The sequence below is a fragment of the Rhodococcus sp. 27YEA6 genome, assembly GCF_044908235.1.
Classification (GTDB): Bacteria; Actinomycetota; Actinomycetes; order Mycobacteriales; family Mycobacteriaceae; genus Rhodococcus_F; species Rhodococcus_F qingshengii.
This window is the reverse complement of the sequence record NZ_JBIYCY010000004.1, coordinates 313083-334262: the sequence shown is the minus strand read 5'-3', so window position 1 is coordinate 334262 and position 21180 is coordinate 313083. Positions and strand designations below refer to the sequence as shown.

Sequence of the window (21180 nt, the reverse complement as noted above, 5' to 3'; positions counted from 1 at the left end):
GTGGCCAGCCGCCGTGAAGCGTCGAGTCGAGTTCTCCTACACTCGGCACCGTGCCGACTGAACCGATGACGACGCCCGACGTCGGCGCAGATCGACCACGCCGTTGGGAGTATCCGGCCCTCGTGGCGCTCGGTGTAGCCGTGGTGCTCGTTCTGGGCCTGACGATCTTCCTGACGAACAGGTCCGATTCCGACGAAAACGCCGCCGCCGAACAGGACGCGGAACGCAGCGCTCAAGTCCAGAGCTTTCTCGATGCATGGGCCGCGGCTCAGATGTCCGACGATCCGTCGGGGCTGGCGAAGTTCGTCGACAGTTCCGCCGCACCCGGTGTGCTCGAGGCGGAAGTTCGACGAGCCACTGCAGCGGGAGCGCTCGAATTCTCCGACTGGGGATACGAGATTCCCAGCGGCGGCCTGACTCCGGCGCCGCGAACCGGTGCGCCGGGCGGAGACGTCGAAGTATGGAATGCGCAAGTTCTGTTGCGGTACGCCCTCGACGGCGTCGACGCATTGCCCACGCGCAAGGCAGTGTCCATGACACTCGCGAAACGCGGCGATCAGTGGTCGGTTCTTGCGGACGGGTCGATCGTCGGACTGGACGGCGCCCGAACGGCGGGCGAATCCTGGAACGGTCCCTGGGACTTCGGCCCGCTTGCCGTCGCCGAGAATTCTGCGGGTAACGCGCTGGTGATCGGCCACCCGGGTCAGCAGGCGTTCGTCGACGCTTTGGCTGCCGATGTGGACTCAGCCATCGAGAACACGACGCAGTTGTGGGGGCCGTGGTGGTCCGAGCGCGCGGTGCTCATGGTGGCGGGGTCCGCTGAGGAATTCACCGCACTGGTCGGCTCCCATCACGACGGCGCTTCGATTGCCGCAGTGTCGGTCGCGGATGCGACGGCGGACGGGTCTTCCGACGTGAGCGGCCAGCGGGTGGTCTTCTCGCCTGCCGCGGCTTCGAGGTTGACCGACATCACCAGGCGAACGGTGTTGCGCCACGAACTGATGCACATAGCCGCCCGATCGAAAACCCGTGACGGGTCGCCGATGTGGGTATTGGAAGGGTTTGCCGAATACGCGGGAAACCGTGGATCCTCGCGGGCCTGGGGTGAGATCGCGCCGACTCTGGCGGCAGCGGTACGCTCCGGCGATACTCCGACCGAGTTTCCGGACGACACGCAGTTCAGCGGTGTACCGGTCGTGAGTTCACTGGCGTACGAATCGGCGTGGTCGATCAACGCGTATATCGCCGATCGATTCGGAGAAGCAAAGCTGACCGACCTCTTTCGCGCTCTCGCCTCCGGAAAGATGACTGCCGAAGACCTCGATTCGCGGATCCGAGCGGTCGTTGGCGTCGGAACCGAGGAACTGCGAGCCGGATGGGTCGACTGGACCAACAGCCATCTGGGCTGAGCGGTTCGCGGCTGGGTCGATTGCAGCGGCGAGGTGCCCTTCGCACGTTTGAAGCACCGAGTGCCCTACGGTGGACGGATGCGCCGGACCCTCTTGGTGACCAACGATTTTCCTCCTCGCCCCGGAGGTATCCAGTCCTATCTCCACACGTTCGCCGGGCATCTGCCGCCGGACAAGTTGGTGGTGTACGCACCGCGGTGGCGGGGCGACTCGCACAAGAAGTTCGATGCGGCACAGCCTTTCGAGGTCGTTCGGCACCCGACGACGCTGATGCTGCCGTCGCCTTTTGTCGCTCGTCGAGCCGCGAAGTTGGTCAAGAAGCACGACTGCGAGTCGGTCTGGTTCGGTGCGGCAGCACCGTTGGCGTTGTTGGCACCGGTTGTTCGACGCGCCGGAGCGAGCCGAGTGATCGCGAGTACTCACGGCCACGAGGTCGGATGGTCGATGATTCCCGGTGCGCGGCAGTCGTTGCGTGTGATCGGTGACCACACCGATGCGGTGACGTTCGTCAGCAAATACACCCGTGGGCGGTTCTCGGCGGCCTTCGGCCCGCAAGCGGCGCTCGAGCACCTTCCTTCCGGAGTGGACACGTCAGTGTTCCACCCGGACTCGGTCGCCCGCGCGGAACTGCGTAAGCGATACGGGCTGGGCGAGCGGCCCACGATCCTGTGCCTGTCGCGGCTCGTGCCACGCAAGGGGCAGGACATGCTCATCAAGGCGCTGCCGACCGTACGCAAGAGCATTGACGGGGCGGTACTGGTGATCGTCGGAGGTGGGCCGTACGAGGACCATCTCCGCCAATTGGCGCGTAAGACCGGGATGGACGATCACGTCGTCTTCACGGGCACGGTGCCCGCCGCAGAGTTGGCGGCGCACCACACGATCGCCGACGTGTTCGCCATGCCGTGCCGTACCCGAGGCGCCGGATTGGACGTCGAAGGACTGGGAATCGTCTACCTCGAGGCCTCGGCTACCGGTGTGCCGGTCATCGCCGGGCGCAGTGGTGGCGCTCCGGAAACGGTGCAGCAGAACAAGACCGGGCTCGTGGTCGACGGCACCTCTGTTCGCGACGTCGCCGAATCCGTGATCGAGGTGCTGTCCGATCGTGATCGCGCGGCCGCGATGGGAGCAGCCGGCCGGGCATGGGTTGCCGAAGACTGGAAGTGGGACACGCTCGCTTCCAAACTGCGTAATCTCCTCGGCTGAGCAAACGGGACTCGAACGCGAACGGCCCGCACCGAATTCGGTGCGGGCTGTTCATGTCGGCACGTTCGTGTCGGCAGAGGACTGATCGGCGAAAGACTACTTGGCGTAGATCTTTTCGATGTCGGCGGCAAAGCTCTCGTGCACGACGTTGCGCTTGAGCTTCATCGTGGGCGTGAGTTCGCCTGTGTCCTCGGAGAAGTCGACCGGAAGAATGCGGAACTTCTTGATCGCCTCGGCGTGTGAGACGAGCTTGTTGGCCTCGTCGATGGCGTCCTGGATTTCGCCGACCAGTTCGCCGTCCGAAACCAGGTCGGCCGCTGTGGTTCCTGCGGCCTTGTTGTTGCGCTCGTTCCAGGCGGGAAGAGCTTCGGCGTCGATGGTGATGAGGGCGCCGATGAAAGGCTTCTGGTCGCCGACCACGATGGCCTGGCTGATCAGCGGGTGCGCGCGAAGGGAATCTTCGAGCTGAGCGGGGGAGACGTTCTTGCCGCCTGCCGTGACGATGATTTCCTTCTTGCGGCCGGTGATGGTGATGTAGCCGTCCTTGTCGACGGTGCCGAGGTCGCCGGTGTGGAACCAGCCGTTCTCGATCGACTCGGCGGTGGCCTTCTCGTTGCGCCAGTAGCCGGTGAAGACCACCGGTCCCGAGAGGAGGATTTCGCCGTCTTCTGCGATACGAACGGAGTTGCCGGCCAACGGCTTTCCGACAGAACCGACCTTCTGTGCGCCGATGGTGTTGACGGCGAAGGCCGCGGTGGTTTCGGTCAGTCCGTAGCCCTCGTAGATCGTGACGCCGATACCGCGGAAGAAGTGGCCGAGTCGAGCGCCCAGAGGTGCACCACCGGAAATGGCCAGCTGGCACTGCCCGCCGAGCGCTGCGCGCAGCTTCGAGTACACGAGCTTGTCGAAGAGAGCGTGCTTGGCCTTGAGAACGATGCCGGCGCCGCCCTTGTCCTGCGCCTCGCTCCACGCGACGGCGGTGTCTGCGGCCGCGTCGAAGATCTTTCCCTTGCCGTCGCCGTGCGCCTTGGCGCGTGCGCTGTTGTAGACCTTCTCGAACACGCGCGGCACCGAGAGGATGAAGTCGGGCTTGAACTCGCCGAACGTCGGAACGAGGTTCGGGATGTCACTCGTGTGCCCCAGCGCTGCACCGGCGTCGAACGACGCGATGCTGACTGCGCGAGCGAGAACGTGCGCGAGCGGCAAGAACATCAGCGTGCGGACGCCAGGAGTCTTGAGCAGCGTGCCGAGGTTGGAGTCGAGGATGCCCTTCGACTCGGCAATCAGGTTGGAGTGCGTCAGCTGGCAGCCCTTGGGTCGGCCCGTGGTGCCCGACGTGTAGATCAGGGTCGCGGGATCGGATGCCTTCAGTGCCGCGACGCGGGCGTGGACGTCCTCGTCGGAGATGTCGGCGCCCAGTGCGGTCAATTCCTCGACAACACCTTTACCGCCTGCCGCGGCATCGATCTGGTAGACCGTGCGCAGCGCGGGGGCGGCCGCGGCGACGTCTTTCACGGTCGCGGCATGTGCGTCATTCTCGACGATGAGGTCGATTGCTTCGGAGTCCTCGAGAATCCAGCGAACCTGCTCGGCTGCGGAGGTTTCGTAGATCGGAACCGTCACGCCGCCGGCCGCCCAGATGGCGTAGTCGACGAGTGGCCATTCGAAGCGAGTCGCCGACATGAGGCCGACGCGATCGCCCTGCTCGACTCCGATCGCGATCAGGCCCTTGGCGACGGCAGTCACCTGAGCGGCGAAATCGCCTGCAGTGACATCGACCCATGCATTTCCGACTTTGCGCTTGTAGACAACCGCCGCCGGCTTCGTCTTCGCGAAGGCGAAGACCGAGTCGACCGCGGAGGCATCCTCGGGAATGGTGAACGTCTGGGGTGCGCTGAACTCAGGCACGAAATACCTCCGACACTGCGAAATACTGACGAGTAGGGTTTTCGTCTCCTACTGTAGTCGCATGTCCGACGCAGTTGTGGCCAGGCTTACAGTCTGTCCGGTATGTAGTCTTGCGACACCCCTCGACGCCTCGCGGACGCGATATGTGAAGCTACTTCGGTGAGCAGCATTCAGGTCGCAGACCAGACTTTCATCGCCGCCCCGCCCGAGCGGGTCGCCGAACTGTTGTCCTCGCGCGCGCAGTGGCGTCGCTGGTTCAGTGATCTCGAGCTCGAAGTCCGGGAAGATCGCGGTCCCGCAGGATTCCGTTGGGGAGTGTCCGGTCAGCTGGTCGGCACCATGGAGGTGTGGCTCGAACCGGTCATGGACGGGACGATCGCGCACTACTTCCTGCACTGTGAGCCGGTCGGCGTATCGCCGTCCGATCTGGCGACCCTCGACCTCGCCGGGATGAACCGGAAGCGTCGGGTCGACGGCAAGGTCATGTCGTTCCAGCTCAAGCGCGAACTCGAAGCGGGACGTGCCGCCGGAGTAGCACCGGACTGATAATCGAAGCACTGCACGTTGTGCAGGTTCTGGACTTTTGACGAAGGAAGGTAGCGCAGTCGTATGGCCGAGAAGACCAAGGGGTTGATCAGCATCGACGCTCCTGCCGACGCCGTGATGGACGTCATCGCCGATTTCGAGCGGTACCCCGAGTGGGTGGCCGCGGCGAAGTCGGTCGAGGTGACGGCGCCGGGACAGGGTGGCCGCGCGGACCGAGTACGTTTCGTCCTCGACGCGGGGATGGTGAAGGACACCTACGAACTGCAGTATTCGTGGGCACCGGACGGTATGGCGGTGAGTTGGGAGCTGATCTCGGGCGAGATTCAGAAGTCCCAATTCGGTTCGTACACACTCGAGCCCGGCCCGAACGGCACCACGTCGGTCACCTACGAGTTGACGGTCGACCTGACGATTCCGATGATCGGACTGTTCAAGCGCAAGGCCGAGAAGATCATCACCGACACAGCTCTGAAGGAACTGAAGAAGCGAGTCGAGGGCTGAGTGCCGGAGCAACGATCGCGCGTCCAACTGTTCGTCGGTAACGGCGGAGTAGGCACGACGACGCTTGCCGCAGCGACTGCTGTGTCGGCTGCGACCGATGGGGCGAGAGTGCTGCTCGTGTCGATCGATCAGGCAGGTTCTCTTGCAGACGTCCTGGGCGTGCCGAATCCGCGAACGACCACATCTCTCACCGAGCGTCTCGACGTCCGGCAACTCGACACGTCAGCGCTCCTCGAGGACAAGTTTCGAGGATTGTCGGGGTTGATCGACGCTGCAGGAACTTTCGGAGCGGGAGATCACGAACACGGTTCGTCGTTCGAGGGCTTGGAACCGGAAGAGTTGACGGGATCTCTGGGCATCCAAGACATCCTCGGGCTCGCCGAGATCGTCGACTTCTCGGACAGCGGCGACTACGACCTCGTGATCGTGGACTGTCCGGCCGCAGCCGAAGCGCTGCGGATACTCGGCTCGCCGTCGATGGTGTCGGAGTATCTCGAGCGATTGTGGCCGCGGCACAGGCGGATGGTCGCTGTGACAGGTACGGACATGCGGCTGCTCCTGCTCGTGTCCGTCGTCGAACGCGTGCTCGCGTCGGTGGATCGGATCGCGGTTCACCTCTCGGATCGGGAGAACACCGGCGTGCGTGTGGTGACGTCGGCCGACGGCGTGTCGGTCGCGGCGACTCGTCGGACGTTGTCCGGGCTGGCTCTGGCCGGGTTGCGAGTTGACGGGATTGTGGTCAACAACCTTGTCCCGCAGTTCAACTCGTCCGCCGGGAAGGGTGTCGACGATTCACCGGCGGCGCAGTGGCTCGCGTCGATCCGGGCGGCTCAGGCACTCGTCGTGGACGAACTGCGTGGATCAACCGATGGAATGTCCGTCACAACGGTCGAACGCGCTTGCGCCGAACCGGTAGGGTTGGCCGCTCTGGGCGAGATCGCGGCCACGTTCGAGGGTGGAACGGGCACGGATTCGGGCACCGTCGGTACCGCGGACAACATCGTGGTGTCGTTGGAGTCCGGGACCGGAGTCGATTCGGTGTACGTGATGCGGATGTACCTTCCGCTCGTGGATCCGTCGTCGTTGTCGTTGGGCCGGGTGGAGGACGATGTGCTGGTGGGAGCAGACGGCGTACGACGCAGAGTTCGTTTGGCGTCGGTGCTGCGTCGTTGTGTCGTGAACGGGGCGGAGTTGGACGGCAGTTACCTGATCATCCGGTTCAGCCCGGATCCCGCGGTGTGGCCGGTATGAGCGAAGAGCACGAGCGCCTCGTCGCGGAGTTTCGCGCGCTGGCGGAAACCGTTCTGACGCGCCTGGAACCGGTGCTGCAGAAGGCCGCAGCAGCGACGGCAGACGTTGCGAGTGACTCGGCGTCCACGGACACGCAGCCGGTGTTCACCGGCTGCAGCTGGTGCCCGGTGTGCGCCCTCGCCGCACTGGTTCGCGGTGAGCACCACGAACTGTTGGCATTCCTCGCGGGTCAAGCAGCAGCATTCCTTGCGTTGCTTCGTGAGATTCTCGACGAGTTTCTCGGGGGGCCGTCAGGTCCCGATCGTGGACCGGACGGCGGTCCGACGACGCCAGGTGCGGAGCGAACTCGCACGGCGGCATTTGTCCCGATCAACGTGACGGTCAAGGACTGACTCAGTACCCCGGGTAGAGCGAACGGCCCGAGATGAGCACAATCGACACAATGGTCACCGACGCACGAGGCACCGATTCAGGGTGCGCACTCCAGCGGACGCCGCTCGCGCGGGAATCGTCGCGATGAGCGCGCGCCGCTTGAAAGCGGTCTCCGACTCCACCATGGACGACATCTTGACGGTCGGCATCGACGTCGGCGGGACGAGTATCAGGGCCTCCGTCGTGGACGTCGACGGACAAGTGCTCGAGATGATTCAAGCCCCGACCCCGCAGTCGGCCAGGGCACTCGAAGACGGTCTCGATCGCGTCGTGCGCGAATTGGTCACCAGGCATGAGGTATCGGCCGTGGGGTTGGCGGTCGCCGGCTTCATCACCTCCGATCGAAGCTCGGTTCGGTTCGCTCCGCACTTGCCATGGGTGGACGCGCCGGTCGGAAGTGACTTGAGCAAGCGGCTCGGCTTGCCGGTCGTTCTCGAACACGACGCCAATGCAGCGGCGTTCGCGGAGCACCGATTCGGCGCGGCCGCAGGTGGCCGCAATGTCGTGATGGTGGCAATCGGGACCGGAATCGGTGGAGCGCTGCTGATCAACGGTGAGCTGTACCGGGGGAGTCACGGCGTCGCCCCCGAACTGGGCCACATCCAGGTCGTTCCGGGCGGGCGTCAGTGCGCGTGTGGCAAACGTGGGTGTTGGGAGCGCTATTGCAGCGGAACGGCGCTCGTCGACACGGCAATCGAACTGCTTGCCGCCGACCCGGCCGCGTCGACGGTCCTGGCGCGTGAGGTTGCGGTGGATCCTGGTTCGCTCACCGGTCGCCGGATCGCCAACGCCGCGCAGGACGGTGACCCACTCGCGCTGGCAACGATCGCCGAGTTCACCCGTTGGCTGGCCGTGGGTCTGGCCATGGTCGGTGACGTCTACGATCCCGATCTGGTCGTGATCGCCGGCGGCGTCGCGAGTTCTGCCCCACTGTTTCTCGACGACGCCCGCGAGCAGTACGCGACATTGTTGACCGGGGCGAAGCACCGCCCACTGGCCCGCATCCGTTCCGCTCAGCTGGGCGAAGCTGCGGGCATGGTCGGCGCCGCCGCATTGGCCCGATCGGTAGTGCCTCAGGATCTCGGTGGGGTCGACGGCGCTGGAACCACGTCTGCCGGACTGTGATCGGGTCGATCCTGCAGGGGCGTGTGTAGCGGGGGTTACCGGTCGGCAGTAAGGTCGTACTCAGCGAAATTCAGCTGTGAATGGGAGGGACGCCGTGTGGTATTGGCTCTTCAAGTATGTGTTGCTGGGGCCGATTCTCTGGCTGCTCGGGCGTCCGACGGTCAAGGGTCACGAGAACATTCCGACTGACGGGGCGGCCATTCTGGCCAGCAATCACCAGGCGGTTCTGGACTCGTTCTACCTTCCGCTTCGCGTCAACCGCCGCATCACGTTCCTTGCCAAGAGTGAGTACTTCACCGGTTCCGGTCTGAAGGGCGCTTTCCAGAAGTGGTTCTTCACCGCGGTCGGTCAGGTCCCCATCGACCGAACCGGTGCAGACGCGGCGCAGGATGCACTCAACGCCGGTCTCAAGGTCCTCGGTTCGGGCAGCCTGCTGGGTATCTACCCCGAGGGGACGCGCTCGCCTGACGGTCGCCTCTACAAGGGCAAGACCGGAATGGCGCGCCTCGCACTTGAATCGGGCGTCAAGGTGATCCCGGTAGCGATGGTCGGCACCGACAAGATGAATCCGATCGGCTCACGGATGTGGCGTCCCGCCAAGGTCACCGTGATCGTCGGCGAACCCATCGATTTCTCCCGCTTCGAAGGCATGGGCGGAAACCGCTTCGTCGAGCGCGCTGTGACCGACGAGGTGATGTACAAGCTGATGAAACTCTCCGGCCAGGAGTACGTGGACATCTACGCGGCAAGCCTCAAGAACCAGGCGCCCACGAAACCCGAAGCTGCCATCGACGTTCCGGCGGAAGGCGGCGAGTCGGTTGTCGATCTCGTGGCCTCGGCCGAGTCGAAGGAATCCGCGAAGACCGACAAGGATTCGCTCCCGGACGCACAAGCCAGCTAGAGATTTCCCACACCGGCCGCACGCGCATTGGCTCCAGAGCCTGCGCGTGCGGCATAGTTTTCGGACGTGCGCTACTTCTACGACTGTGAATTCATCGAAGACGGTCGAACCATCGATCTCGTGTCCATCGGCGTTGTCTGTGAGGACGGCCGAGAGTACTACGCGGTTTCGACGGAGTTCGATCCCGCCCGTGCCGGTAGTTGGGTGCGCAAGAACGTGCTGCCGAAGTTGCCGCAGCCTTCGTCGCCGCTGTGGAAATCACGCGAGAAGATCCGCGACGATCTTCTGAAATTCTTCGTTCCGCGGCCGATGGTGGTTCCGGAGCTCTGGGCGTGGGTCGCCGCCTACGACCACGTCGCGCTGTGCCAGTTGTGGGGCGATATGACCGAACTACCGCAGTCGATGCCGCGGTACACCCGCGAACTCCGACAGTTCTGGGAAGACAACGGCAGTCCTGCCCTCCCGTCGGCGCCCGCCGACGCACACGACGCACTTGCCGACGCCAGGCACAACCTCGTGAAGTTCGACGCCATTTCGGCTGCACGGTCACTTCGCTGACCCAGGTTTCGGTGCGCGGGAAGTGTTCCGATTGGGCTGCGATCGAGAGCCTGTGTGACGCGCCGACGAGCGAGCGAATATCCTGTAGAGGTGAACTGGACTGTCGACGTGCCGATCGACCGCTTGCCCGAACTCCCGCCGCTGCCTGCCGGACTGCGTAAGCAGCTCGACGAGGCGCTCGCGAAGCCCGCTGCTCAGCAGCCCTCGTGGCCCGCTGACCAGGCGGCCGCCATGCGGACTGTGCTCGAGAGCGTGCCTCCCATCACGGTGGCCAGCGAGGTCGAGGCGCTGCAAGAGCGTCTCGCGCAGGTCGCGCGTGGTGAGGCATTTCTGCTCCAGGGCGGTGACTGCGCCGAGACCTTCGCGGACAACACCGAGCCGCACATCAAGGGAAACATCCGCACGTTGCTGCAGATGGCCGTCGTGCTCACCTACGGTTCCTCGATGCCGGTCGTCAAGGTCGCTCGCATCGCCGGCCAGTACGCCAAACCGCGCTCGGCCGACATCGACTCGTTGGGTCTGAAGTCCTACCGCGGCGACATGATCAACTCGCTCGTCGCCGACGAGGCAGTCCGCGCCCACGATCCTTCGCGACTGGTGCGTGCATACGCCAACGCCAGCGCCGCGATGAACCTGGTTCGCGCACTCACCGGCGCCGGCATGGCCGACCTGCACAAGGTGCACGATTGGAACCGCGAATTCGTCGCAGCGTCTCCCGCGGGCGCACGCTACGAGCAACTGGCAGCCGAGATCGACCGCGGCCTGCAGTTCATGAACGCGTGTGGCGTCACCGATCCGAGCCTGCACCAGGCACAGATCTTTGCCAGCCACGAGGCCCTGGTTCTCGACTACGAGCGCGCGATGCTGCGTCTCGACAACGACAGCGATCACCCCAAGCTCTACGACCTGTCGGCTCACTTCCTCTGGATCGGTGACCGCACTCGTCAGCTCGACGGCGCGCACATCGCCTTCGCCGAGTTGGTGTCCAACCCGATCGGCCTCAAGATCGGCCCGAGCACGACGCCGGAAATGGCGGTGGAATACGTCGAGCGTCTCGACCCCACCAACAAGCCGGGTCGTCTGACTCTGATCTCGCGCATGGGCAACGGCAAGGTCCGCGACCTGCTGCCGGCGATCATCGAGAAGGTCCAAGCCACCGGTCACCAGGTCATCTGGCAGTGCGATCCGATGCACGGCAACACCCACGAAGCCTCCACCGGGTACAAGACGCGCCACTTCGACCGCATCGTCGACGAGGTTCAGGGATTCTTCGAGGTCCACAACGGTCTCGGCACGCATCCGGGTGGCATCCACGTCGAGCTGACCGGTGAGAACGTCACCGAGTGCCTCGGCGGCGCGCAGGACATCTCCGACCTCGATCTCGGCGGTCGCTACGAGACGGCGTGCGACCCCCGATTGAACACCCAACAGTCGTTGGAGCTCGCGTTCCTCGTGGCCGAGATGCTGCGAGGCTGAAACCTTGCTTCGCCGAAGCTGATTCGCGCCCGGCATTGATTTTCGGCAAACGCCCTCACCCGCTCGCGCAGGTGGGGGCGTTCGCTATTGCGTGAATCGTGTGACGAATCGGCGCTGCCAGGGCATTTCGACGGCGCGAGGTGAGTAACGTGCGCGAACGTACGCGGTGGCGTCCTTACTGGGCACTCCGTCCATGACGGCAAGAGCGGCCAACGCTGTTCCGGTGCGGCCGTATCCACCACCGCACGCGATCTCGACTCTTTCGGTTTCCGAGCGCACCCACACTTCGTGCAAGGCCCTGCGCAGCGCATCGGGATCGCTCGGCAACCAGAAATCTCGCCAGCGGACCCACTCCGACTCCCACTCGGTGTCGGGAGGTTCTTTGCCGGTCAGATAGACGCCGAAGGTGGGGAGAGGTCCGGAAGGAAGTGGACTGCGGAGTCCTCGACCCCGAATCGATCTCCCCGACGGCAAGTCGAGTATCCCAATGCTCTCGGGTTCCCACGTGGCCATGAATTCAGATTAGGCCGAAGCGGACTGTCAGGGAATTGCGACGACGCTGATGTCGGTGCCCTTGGCAACGAGGTCGTTCTTGACGCTCTGGCTGATGATGACCGAGCTGTCGTTCTGGGTGAGCTGACGCACGGTGATCTCGAGGCCGAGGCGGCCGAGTTCTTCGCGTGCTGAAGAGACGGAGCGGCCGATCAGCGAGGGAACCTTGACGGAATCGGAGATGAGCAGAACCACGGAGGTGCCGGCGTTGACGGAGGACCCGACTGCGGGATCGGTGCCGATCACGCTACCGCCCTCGACGGCGTCGTCGAACGTTGTTCTGGTGGTGCTGACTGAGATGCCTACCTTGTCGAGGGCGGCGCGCGCAGCGTTCTCGGACATGCCCTTCACATCGGGAATGTCCACGGGCGGTGACCCTTTGGATGTGATGACCTTGACCGAGGAGCCCACGGCAACTTCGGTTCCCGGTGCCGGGTCGAGCGCGGCCACGCCGCCGATCGGGATCTTGGAGCTGAATGTGTCCCCGCCGTCGACCGCGACGAGAGTGCGGTCGGCGAGTTGTGCGCCCAGGGCCGAGACGTCGCCGCCGGCCGGAATGGGCGGGACAGTCGGACGCCCGAGCGAAGTCAGCAGCGCGACGGTCGAGCCTTTGGTAACCCTCGAGCCGGAGGCCGGGTCCGTCCCGATCACCGTGTCGATGGGTTGGGCGTCGGAGTACTGACCCTGGACGTCGGGGGAGAGCCCGGCGTCCTGCAGAGCGGTGACCGCAGTGTCCTTGGTCAGCCCGTCGATCGAGGGAACAGCTGTATAGCGGCCCGAGCCCATCCACCATCCGCCGAAGCCCAACGCGAGCGCGAGGACCGCGATGACGAGCAGCCAGATCAGGGTGGCTCGTCGCGATTTACGACGTGCCTCGACAAAATGAGCATGCGGATCGTCGTGCCCCGGGTGGTCGTCGCCGAAATCGGAACCGTCGTCGAAATCCGAGTCGCCGTCGACCGTCGCCGGACGAGCAGTTTGTGCGGTGACCGCGCGAGTGTGCTGGATACCGCCAGGGGGAGGAGAGCCCGTGCCGAGCGCCGTGGTGGCTGCCACAGCCGGGGCCACGCCGGACGCCAATACCGTCGTGGCAGCAGGGTTCGGGCGCGCAGCAGAGTTCGGGTGTACCTCCGTGGGAGGCGCAGGCGCCGGTTGTGGCCGGGCCGGGGCAACTTGCGCGCTCTGGTGCTGGGCGCTTCGACGCGGAGCGGGAACGCGGTATGACGGAAGTTCCAGTTGCTCGCTCACACTGCGAAGTGCAGCTGCCATCTCACCGGCGTCGGCGAAACGATGTGCGGGCTCGCGGTGAGTGGCTTCGGCAACCAGACGATCGAACTGCGCCGGTACACCGGGGATACGTGAACCTGGGCGCGGGACATCGTCGTGGATGCGTTGGTAGGCGATGGAGAGTGACGTATCGCCGGTGAACGGTGTTGTACCGGTGAGAAGTTCGAACATCAACACGCCGGTGGAGTAGACGTCGCTTCGAGTGTCGGCAATTCCTGACGTCACCTGTTCCGGCGACAGATAGGCCGCGGTGCCGAGGATCACGCTGTTGGAGGTGGTGGTTGCTGCCGCAGCTGCACGCACCAATCCGAAGTCGGCGATCTTCACTTCGCCGGTGTCCGAGATCAAGATGTTCTCGGGTTTGACGTCACGGTGAACCAGTCCCGCTCGATGCGCCACCGCCAACGCGTCCAGGACAGGTGCCACGACTGCAGCGACTGCGTGTGGCGGCATCGGTCCGCGCTCACGAAGGAGTTCACGCAAGGTTCCACCGTCGACGAGTTCCATCACGAGGAACACGTGATTGCGATCGCTGCCTTGGTCGTAGACGGCCACAAGGGCCGGATGCTTGAGTCGGGCCACGGCCCGGGCTTCGAACTCGAAACGAGTCAGGAACGCTGGATCGCCGGCGAATTGCGGATCCATCACCTTGATCGCGACAGGTCGATCCAACCGTGTATCGAGGCCTCGATACACGGTCGACATACCGCCGCGCGCGATCGGTGCGTCCACTCGATAGCGGCGCTCGAGCATTTCGCCGATCAACCCTCGACCTCCGTAATGACTATTCCTCCGTGCTTGCGATCTGCGTGCTTGCGGTCTAGGTGGTAGCTGTCGGCATGTGGGTGGTTGTTTACCGCGTACTGGCTCCCGCAGTGAGGGCGCCCATTTACATCCACCGCGAAATCCCGGTTACTGATACGCCGCATCCCGTCCATCGTAGCCAGCGATACCGACGCGGAAGTCTCGAGAACGTCACAGAGCGCTGTGACCTGAGCGGAGCGGCAGTTTCGAGCACTGCACCGGGCGGTACACAGCGGGCTCGCCGGACCGGATAAACTTCTCGCGGTGAGCGCGATTCCTTATTGTGATGATGTCCTGGATTCTTCGGTTTCCCTGTTCCAGCTGGTGGATGTGGCGAAGAACGTCGGGTTGCCGGTGAGCAAGGTTCACCAGTTGCTTCGCGATCACAAGATCATCGCAGTCAAGCGGCATGGCGTTCTCGGTGTCCCCGAAGTGTTCTTCGGCGAGGACGGCCAGATCGTCAAGTGGCTGCCCGGTCTGCTGGCGGTGCTGCACGACGGCGGTTACACCGACATCGAAATCCTCCGCTGGTTGTTCCTGGCCGACGATTCCCTCCCGGGGCGCCCGGTGGACGCACTGCATGGTGATCTCGCGCGTGAGATCATCCGCCGCGCGCAGGCCATGGCTTTCTGAGATGCCGGCCTTCTGACAACTCACCGCATGCGGTTTTTTGCCGCGTAGGTGGCCGACCGGACGAGACCCGGCGCAGCGACTCGAAGTCGCGTGCGTCCTGGGACGGACACACGTCGATGCAGTATCCGGAAGTCGGCGCGCTCGACCTGATCGAGAATTGCTCCGTACAACACGAAAGCCGTGCGGATCGACGGCTGGACCCGTCGGTCGAGCATCGGGATGCCGGATTCGGCGGTCCGATACCGCCCGCGCGTCACGGCGATGAAGTGTGCCAGCGCGCGCTTGACCCGAGCGTCCACCGTTTCGGTTCTTCGCCCATGTTCGAGCATCTCGATGTCGACCCCGAATGCGGCGAACTCGCCCGCCGGGAGATACAGACGTCCCCGGTCGAGGTCTTCACCGACGTCGCGGATGAAGTTGGTCAGCTGAAACGCCTCACCGAGATTCGACGCGGGCACTACAGCTTCCTGCTGCGGAACGCTCACTCCGAGAATCGGGAGCATCTGCAAACCGATGACGACGGCAGAGCCGTACATGTACTCGCTGAGTTCGTCCATCGTGTTGTAAACGGGTCGAAACTTCGCCGTGTCGGGGGCGTCCATCCGCATGGACTCGAAGAAGGCGTCGAAATATGCGCGCGGGATGTCGAACGTCTTCACAGCATCCGCGAAGGCCGGGAGTACGCGTGTCAGGTCGAGGGGAACCGTCGACGGGAAGCCACCTGTCGCAGTGGGGTTGTCGAGTGCGTTGACGGCTGCACGTTCGACGTCGGCGAGCACCGTGCCTCGTTCATGCGGACCCGAGGGTTCGTCCACGATGTCGTCGACGACGCGAGCAAATGCGTAGAGTGCGTGAACTGCGCGGCGTCGAGGTACGGGCAACAACCGGGTGGCCAGAAAGTACGTTCGGCCGTGTTCCCTCGTCACGTCCTCGCAGAATTCATAGGACGCAGGCAGTGCGTTCATGACACGCGGATCACGCAGATCCTGACGTCGAGGGCGCCGAGGCGGCTGACGTCATTTCGATCGGTTTCTCGTGTTTGCGTCCACGAAGTCGCAGTGGGTCTTCCGTCTGCAAGGACATCGCCGCGATCACGGCAGCGACGATGGCCAGAGCCACGTGCGGGAAGGTGTACAGGCCGATCGATCCGTCCGGCTGGAACACCAGCATCAGCCAGGTGGACAGCCCGGTCAGTACGGCGAGAGTCGTCGGCGACATTGCGAAACCGGCAGCTACTGCCAGTGGCCAGGAGTAGTACCAGGGGAGTGCTGCGGGGGACAGAACGACGATGGCGACCATCACGATCACGATGCCCATGACGGCGTCGCGCTCGGTCTTGCGGTAGCGCCACCACACGACGGCGATGATCGCGATCAACACAACCGCCGAGATGGTCCGGGAGACTTCGAGGATGTCGTTGAAATGGTCGCCGGCGAACCAGGAGGTTGCCATGGTTCCGATGTGCGCCACGATCGTGGGCAGCGAGAGCCAGTTGATGATCTTTGCCGAACCGGAGAGTGCCGTCGTCCAGCCGAGGCCGACTCCGGCGATCAGTGAGGTGGATCCGAGTACCGCCACGAACACCGCGAAACCTGCGCCGGCCGTTTTGACGAACGATCGGATCGGTGACGCCGGTTCTCGCCCGGCCGCTGCGGCGTCCTCCCGCTCGTGGATCATCCAGATCCAGACTATGAAGGGAAGTGCGACGCCTGCGGTTGCCTTGATCGCGACGGCGAGCGCGATCAGCCCGATGCCGAAGAGGTGCTTGCGTTCGAGAGCGAGCGCAATGCCTGCGGCCATGAGGCCGACCATGAGCATCTCGTTGTGAACGCCGCCGATCAGGTGGATCAGGACGAGGGGATTGAGTACTGCGAGCCACAGGGCGATCGAGGTGTTTCCGCCGAGCTTCGTCGCGAGATGGGGAACGGCCCACATCATCAGGGCGAGTCCGGGGAGCATCGTGATCCGCAACAGCATCGTGCCGGCGATGACGTTCTCACCGGTCAGCCGAACGATGGCGTCGGCAAGGAGAAGGTGAACCGGACCGTACGGGGTAGTTGTCGTCGTCCACACGTTTGAGACGTTGTCGAGCAGGATTCCCGGATTGACGACGGGGCCGACGGCATACGGGTCGAAGCCGTTGCGCAACAACGCGCCTTGCGCCAGGTAGGAGTAGGCGTCACGGCTGAACATGGGCACCGCGAACAGCAGCGGAAACGTCCAGACCGGGACGACGTAGCGCAGGCCGCGCAACGAGACGTCACCGCGCAGAGTTGAGCGGCCCAGTCGAACCCAGGCGGCGATCATGCACAGGACACCGATCCAGACGATGGCCGCCGACAGAATCGATCCGTGTCCGAAACGGAGCCAGGACAGATGCATCGACTCGAGCAGCGGATCTTGGCGCCGGACGCTACCGGCACCGAATCCGCCGAAAGTGATCATGACTGCGCCGAAGAAGCCGAGCAGTGCACTGTGACCTTCGGGAGTCCGAAGGAAATTGGCGGCCCTTAGGTGCCACGGTCTTTCAGTGGCTGCGGCAGAGGACGTCATCGGTGCAGGTTCCTCCCCCGAGGAGATCGGTGTCGATCGGCGCGTGCAGCGCCCGAGTCGGTGAATCGTGGATGAATGGTCGGTTACGAGGGGCCAGTTTAGTTGCTCGCACGAGTGCCCACCGCGCTGGCTCGCTCGCGTGTACCGGTAATACGTTCGGCGGCGAGCCGTCCGGACAGCAGAACGGTCGGTACTCCCACCCCCGGAACGGTTCCCGATCCGGCGAGAACGACGTTGTCGAAGCCGCGGGCGAGGTTCTTGCGTCGGAACGGCCCCGTCTGGGTGAAGGTGTGTGCCGCTGCGAACGGGCTACCCGCGGCCATGCCCTTCTCGAGCCAGGTCTGCGGGGTGTCGACGTGATCGATCTCGAACCCTTCGACCAGTCCCGTGTAGCCACGTTCTTGCAGCGTGAGGATGATTTCACGCACGTAGGCCGGGCCGAGAGTCGACCAGTCGAGCCTTGCACTGTCCAGATTCGGGCACGGCGCGAGGACTGACAGCGGTTCACGGATCCGGCCGTCTCGCGAGAAGGCCAGGCTCGGATCGGTCTGTGCCGGTCGGGTGACGAGCAGTGACGGATCACTCATCAGTCGCCCGCGGCCGCGGCGTGCCGTGATCTCGGCGAAGGTACGCTTCCACGCCTCGCCGAAGTCGATCATGTGGTGTCGCTGCGCGGGCCATTCGTCGGCGACCGCGGAGGAAACAGTGCCGTGAATCACGACAGCGGACGGCGATGTACGCACCGGGCGCGGACGCAATCGCGTATGCGGGCGCAAGAGCGAGTCCGTGACGGCCATGTCGGGAGTGAGGACGGCGGCGTCACAGTCGAAGCGCTCGCCGTCGCGTGTGTGAACGGTGTGCACGCGCCGATCGCTTACCTCGAGGCGTTCGACAGTGCGGCCGAGATGCAGAATTCCGCCGGCCTCGGTGAAGGCGTCGGCCATCGACTCGGCGATCGTGCGCATCCCGCCCTCGGGGAAGTAGACGCCGAGTGAGGTGTCCATGTGAGCGATCGCCCCGTACACCGCGAGGGCCCGAGACGGAGCAACGCCCGCATACAGCGCTTGGAAGGTGAAGATCCGCCGGAGGCGAGGGTCGCGGATCTTGCGATCCACCTGCCCGCCCAGTTTCCCGAATCCTCCCAGTGCGACGAGCCGGCTCAGATCTTTGACTGCGTCACGCGAATTGACCAGTCCGAGGGGAGAATCGAAGTCGGCGTCCATGAAGCGGTCGAATTCCGCGTCGAAGATCCGGTTCAGCCATCGCCGCAACGCACGGTATCGCTGCGCTTCTTCCGGCCCGCAGACACGGGAGACTTCGGCAGCCATGTCTTCTGGGTCGGCGTGGACATCGAGAGCGGTGCCGTCTGCGAATCGCGCGTGGTACGTCGGATCGAGCTTGTGCACAACGAATTTGGGGTTTGTCGAGGCTGGGTCGGCGCCGACGGCCGCAAGGGCGTCTTCGACGAGTTCGGGCATCGTGAGCACCGTTGCGCCGTTGTCGATGCTGTAGTCATTGCCCTGGTAGACACCGACTCGCCCACCGACCGAGCTGTTGCTCTCGAGAATCGTGACGTCGCGGCCGGCGCCACGCAGATACAACCCCGCAGACAGTCCGGCAAGTCCCGCGCCGACGATCACGACTCGATCGGTCGGCGAGCTGACGGTTCGAGTGCGGTGCACGTGTGCCACGGTCAGTAGCTTCGCTTCGTGGCCGCGATCGCCATGTCGGTCAGGCGAGCCTTGGACTCTGCCGTTGCCGTGCTCGAGTCGAGGGCGTTCGCAGCTGCCTCGACGAGGGTGTCGATCTGCGTTTCGACGTCGGTGACGGCGCCCAGATCGGTGATCACCTGGCGCAGAGTGTCGACCTCGGTGTCGGTCAGCTGCGTGCCGATTCCGTTGCGGAGCAGTTCTGCTGCCGCCGGATCTGCGGCGTCGGCGCGGGCAAGCGCCATCGCGAACAGGACAGTTCGCTTACCGGCGATGAGATCGTCGCCCGACGGTTTGCCCGTGACGGACGGATCTCCGAAGACACCGAGCAGGTCGTCGCGAAGTTGGAAGGCGATACCGATGTCCGTGCCGAAGGTCCGGTAGGCATCGACCAACTCGGCGTCCGCACCGAACAGCGCGGCGCCGAGGTGCAGTGGGCGTTCGATCGTGTACGCGGCGGTCTTGTAGCGGTTGACCCGCATGGCTGCCTCGACGGTCTCGTCGCCTCGGGCTTCATTGCTGATGTCGAGGAATTGGCCACCGAGCACCTCGGTGCGCATTGCCGACCAGACCGGGCTGACACGTGCGGCCGCCTCGGGGCTGATCCCGGATTCTCGGATCATGTCGTCCGCCCAGGCCAAGGCCAGGTCGCCGAGAAGAATGGCGACGGCCTCGCCGAAGTGCGCGGAATCGCCGCTCCACTCCTCGTCTCGGTGCTGGTCCTCGAATTCGACATGAACGGTCGGGAAGCCGCGCCTGGTCGTGGATGCGTCGATGATGTCGTCGTGGACGAGCGCGCAGGCCTGCACCAGTTCGAGGGCGGCGCACGCACGAATCACCGCGTCTGCGTCCTTACCGTTCGGGTCGCCTCCGGCGCCGAGCCATCCCGTCCAGGCGAACGACGGTCGGACGCGCTTTCCTCCGCGCAGGACGAAGGCCTCGAGGGTGCTGACGGCCTCCTCGTATCCACCGCCGATGTTCGAGACGAGTTCGCGGCGTGAAGCGAAGAAGTCGCGGAGCGCTGCTTCGAACAGACCTGGCAGTTCGAGTGAGGTCGGATGCGGTGCGGTGTTGGTCGAACTCTGTCCAACGCGCGCGGTTCCTGCGGACAGGGTGGCCTCCAAGATCGGTATGTTCTCGCGCCGGATGGTTACACGGAAGCGAGCTTGGAGCCCAGCTTAGTGGGGGTTGGAATCAACGGCGGGTCGGGCCGTGAACTGCGTGATCCTGACATTCGGGATACGCAGTCCTGGGCGATGAGCTTGTTTGCAGCTGGAAAACATATGCTTGACCGGTGACATTCGATCCAGTCAGGGGCCGCTCCAGCGAGGGATGGGCCACCCGAACACCGTCGATCGTCGATCGGATCGCTTCCTCGACAGGTAGCCGTATTCCGTTCTCGGTCGAGTTTTCGCCGCCGCGTGACGCGGACGCCGAAGCGCGCCTGTGGCGTGCGGTGCGTACCTTCGAGCGGCTCGGACCGGCGTTCGTCTCGATGACCTACGGCGCAGGTGGCTCGACGCGCGATCGTACGGTGCGTGTCACCGGCGAACTTGCCGAAGAGACGACCCTGCTGCCGGTTGCTCACCTGACTGCTGTCTCGCACAGCACCGAAGAACTTCGCGCCATGGTCGGTGCCTACGCCGATCGTGGGATCAGCAACATCCTCGTATTGCGCGGCGATCCGCCCGGCGATCCGCTCGGCGAGTGGAAGAAGCATCCCGAAGGCGTCGAGTACGCCGAGGAACTCGTGCGGATGGTCCGTGACCTGGGCGACTTCCACGTCGGCGTCGCATCGTTCCCCGAGGGGCACTACCGCGCTCCGGACTTGGCATACGACACGAAGTACCTGGTGTCGAAGTTGCGTGCCGGCGCAGAGTACTCGATCACACAGATGTTCTTCGACGTGGAGGACTACCTGCGTCTTCGTGACCGGGTGAGTGCGTACGACGCAGAACAGGGCGCCAAGCCGATCATCCCGGAGATCATGCCGGTGACGTCGCTGCGCTCGGTGCGGCGCATGCTCGAGCTCTCGGGCTCGTCGTTGCCCCCCGCTCTCGAGCGTCGATTCGACGCCGCGGCCGGAAGCGGTCCGGACGAGAACCGTGCAGCGGTCCGCGAACTCGGCATCGATCTGGCCACCGAGATGGGTGAGCGGTTGATCGCCGAAGGCGCTCCGTGCCTGCACTTCATCACGTTGAACTTTGCGCGCGCCACCAGTGAGGTCCTCGAGCGACTCGGTCTCACTCCCGACACTTCGGTCGGGACAGCACAAGCCGTCTGATCTCCGGTTGCCCCGCTCGACGACAATCGAGTGGGGCAATCGCCA

19 protein-coding genes are annotated in these 21180 nt (G+C 64.4%); 12 read left to right on the top strand and 7 right to left on the bottom strand.

Annotated features, from left to right (window positions below; all coding sequences use genetic code 11):
• Positions 1 to 50: 50 nt before the first annotated feature.
• Both ABH939_RS14135 and ABH939_RS14130 read left to right on the top strand, forming a co-directional pair.
• On the top strand, positions 51 to 1409 hold the full coding sequence (locus ABH939_RS14135; RefSeq protein ID WP_230691661.1) for a peptidase MA family metallohydrolase: 1359 nt from the start codon (positions 51 to 53) through the stop codon (positions 1407 to 1409).
• A 78-nt stretch (positions 1410 to 1487) separates the two neighbouring features.
• Complete coding sequence (locus ABH939_RS14130; RefSeq protein WP_003941734.1) at positions 1488 to 2615, top strand: glycosyltransferase family 4 protein; 1128 nt, start codon at positions 1488 to 1490, stop codon at positions 2613 to 2615.
• Between the two features lie 96 nt (positions 2616 to 2711).
• Here ABH939_RS14130 and ABH939_RS14125 read toward each other — a convergent pair whose 3' ends face one another.
• Positions 2712 to 4523, bottom strand: coding sequence for a long-chain fatty acid--CoA ligase (locus ABH939_RS14125; RefSeq protein WP_003941777.1), 1812 nt, complete (start codon positions 4521 to 4523; stop codon positions 2712 to 2714).
• A 159-nt stretch (positions 4524 to 4682) separates the two neighbouring features.
• Here ABH939_RS14125 and ABH939_RS14120 point away from each other — a divergent pair, with 159 nt between their 5' ends.
• The 8 genes from ABH939_RS14120 (at position 4683) to ABH939_RS14085 (ending at position 11313) form a co-directional block, all read left to right on the top strand.
• Positions 4683 to 5069: a hypothetical protein gene (locus ABH939_RS14120; protein WP_003941776.1), complete on the top strand. Its 387-nt coding sequence runs from the start codon at positions 4683 to 4685 to the stop codon at positions 5067 to 5069.
• 63 nt (positions 5070 to 5132) lie between these two features.
• On the top strand, positions 5133 to 5570 hold the full coding sequence (locus ABH939_RS14115; protein WP_003941701.1) for an SRPBCC family protein: 438 nt from the start codon (positions 5133 to 5135) through the stop codon (positions 5568 to 5570).
• Positions 5571 to 6821, top strand: a complete 1251-nt coding sequence (locus ABH939_RS14110; protein WP_404649728.1) for an ArsA family ATPase — start codon at positions 5571 to 5573, stop codon at positions 6819 to 6821.
• On the top strand, positions 6818 to 7213 hold the full coding sequence (locus ABH939_RS14105; protein ID WP_042453569.1) for a hypothetical protein: 396 nt from the start codon (positions 6818 to 6820) through the stop codon (positions 7211 to 7213). The genes ABH939_RS14110 and ABH939_RS14105 overlap by 4 nt, the downstream gene beginning before the upstream one ends.
• Positions 7214 to 7337: 124 nt before the next feature.
• A complete protein-coding gene (locus ABH939_RS14100; protein ID WP_020969875.1) occupies positions 7338 to 8378 on the top strand; it encodes an ROK family protein in 1041 nt (346 codons plus the stop codon).
• 94 nt (positions 8379 to 8472) lie between these two features.
• On the top strand, positions 8473 to 9279 hold the full coding sequence (locus ABH939_RS14095; protein ID WP_058039455.1) for a 1-acyl-sn-glycerol-3-phosphate acyltransferase: 807 nt from the start codon (positions 8473 to 8475) through the stop codon (positions 9277 to 9279).
• A gap of 66 nt (positions 9280 to 9345) precedes the next feature.
• Positions 9346 to 9837 carry a polyadenylate-specific 3'-exoribonuclease AS gene (locus ABH939_RS14090; RefSeq protein ID WP_003941683.1) on the top strand — a complete coding sequence of 164 codons (492 nt, stop codon included), beginning with the start codon at positions 9346 to 9348 and terminating at the stop codon, positions 9835 to 9837.
• Between the two features lie 90 nt (positions 9838 to 9927).
• Entirely contained in the window at positions 9928 to 11313 is a 1386-nt protein-coding gene (locus tag ABH939_RS14085) for a class II 3-deoxy-7-phosphoheptulonate synthase (RefSeq protein WP_007730070.1), read from the top strand.
• Between the two features lie 84 nt (positions 11314 to 11397).
• On the opposite strand, the gene ABH939_RS14080 is transcribed toward ABH939_RS14085, so the two are convergent.
• Both ABH939_RS14080 and pknB read right to left on the bottom strand, forming a co-directional pair.
• Positions 11398 to 11826, bottom strand: coding sequence for a protein-tyrosine phosphatase family protein (locus ABH939_RS14080; RefSeq protein WP_404649727.1), 429 nt, complete (start codon positions 11824 to 11826; stop codon positions 11398 to 11400).
• A gap of 27 nt (positions 11827 to 11853) precedes the next feature.
• Positions 11854 to 13917 carry a Stk1 family PASTA domain-containing Ser/Thr kinase gene (gene pknB, locus ABH939_RS14075; protein WP_003941667.1) on the bottom strand — a complete coding sequence of 688 codons (2064 nt, stop codon included), beginning with the start codon at positions 13915 to 13917 and terminating at the stop codon, positions 11854 to 11856.
• A 303-nt stretch (positions 13918 to 14220) separates the two neighbouring features.
• On the opposite strand from pknB, the gene ABH939_RS14070 reads away from it, so the two are divergent.
• Positions 14221 to 14589 (top strand): Rv2175c family DNA-binding protein, encoded by a 369-nt coding sequence (locus ABH939_RS14070; protein WP_065456591.1) that lies wholly within the window; start codon positions 14221 to 14223, stop codon positions 14587 to 14589.
• 20 nt (positions 14590 to 14609) lie between these two features.
• Here ABH939_RS14070 and ABH939_RS14065 read toward each other — a convergent pair whose 3' ends face one another.
• From ABH939_RS14065 to ABH939_RS14050, 4 genes are all read right to left on the bottom strand, one after another.
• Positions 14610 to 15554, bottom strand: coding sequence for a phytoene/squalene synthase family protein (locus tag ABH939_RS14065; protein ID WP_315873787.1), 945 nt, complete (start codon positions 15552 to 15554; stop codon positions 14610 to 14612).
• 10 nt (positions 15555 to 15564) lie between these two features.
• Complete coding sequence (locus tag ABH939_RS14060) at positions 15565 to 17142, bottom strand: alpha-(1->6)-mannopyranosyltransferase A (protein WP_003941737.1); 1578 nt, start codon at positions 17140 to 17142, stop codon at positions 15565 to 15567.
• Positions 17143 to 17240: 98 nt separating this feature from the next.
• Complete coding sequence (crtI, locus tag ABH939_RS14055; protein WP_404649726.1) at positions 17241 to 18833, bottom strand: phytoene desaturase family protein; 1593 nt, start codon at positions 18831 to 18833, stop codon at positions 17241 to 17243.
• A 2-nt stretch (positions 18834 to 18835) separates the two neighbouring features.
• The gene (locus tag ABH939_RS14050) at positions 18836 to 19975 is read right to left on the bottom strand and encodes a polyprenyl synthetase family protein (protein WP_080712766.1); all 1140 of its coding nucleotides are present in this window, start codon (positions 19973 to 19975) and stop codon (positions 18836 to 18838) included.
• A 170-nt stretch (positions 19976 to 20145) separates the two neighbouring features.
• Between ABH939_RS14050 and ABH939_RS14045 the strand changes: the two genes are divergently transcribed.
• Positions 20146 to 21135, top strand: coding sequence for a methylenetetrahydrofolate reductase (locus ABH939_RS14045; protein ID WP_003941803.1), 990 nt, complete (start codon positions 20146 to 20148; stop codon positions 21133 to 21135).
• The last annotated feature ends 45 nt before the right edge of the window (positions 21136 to 21180 follow it).

Bases quoted from the DNA above. Each gene is read 5' to 3' on its own strand.
- ABH939_RS14100 (WP_020969875.1), top strand. From the start codon at position 7,338: ATGAGCGCGCGCCGCTTGAAAGCGGTCTCCGACTCCACCATGGACGAC.
- ABH939_RS14105 (WP_042453569.1), top strand. From the start codon at position 6,818: ATGAGCGAAGAGCACGAGCGCCTCGTCGCGGAGTTTCGCGCGCTGGCG.
- ABH939_RS14080 (WP_404649727.1), bottom strand. From the start codon at position 11,826: ATGGCCACGTGGGAACCCGAGAGCATTGGGATACTCGACTTGCCGTCG.
- ABH939_RS14130 (WP_003941734.1), top strand. From the start codon at position 1,488: ATGCGCCGGACCCTCTTGGTGACCAACGATTTTCCTCCTCGCCCCGGA.
- ABH939_RS14115 (WP_003941701.1), top strand. From the start codon at position 5,133: ATGGCCGAGAAGACCAAGGGGTTGATCAGCATCGACGCTCCTGCCGAC.
- ABH939_RS14065 (WP_315873787.1), bottom strand. From the start codon at position 15,554: ATGAACGCACTGCCTGCGTCCTATGAATTCTGCGAGGACGTGACGAGG.
- ABH939_RS14060 (WP_003941737.1), bottom strand. From the start codon at position 17,142: ATGACGTCCTCTGCCGCAGCCACTGAAAGACCGTGGCACCTAAGGGCC.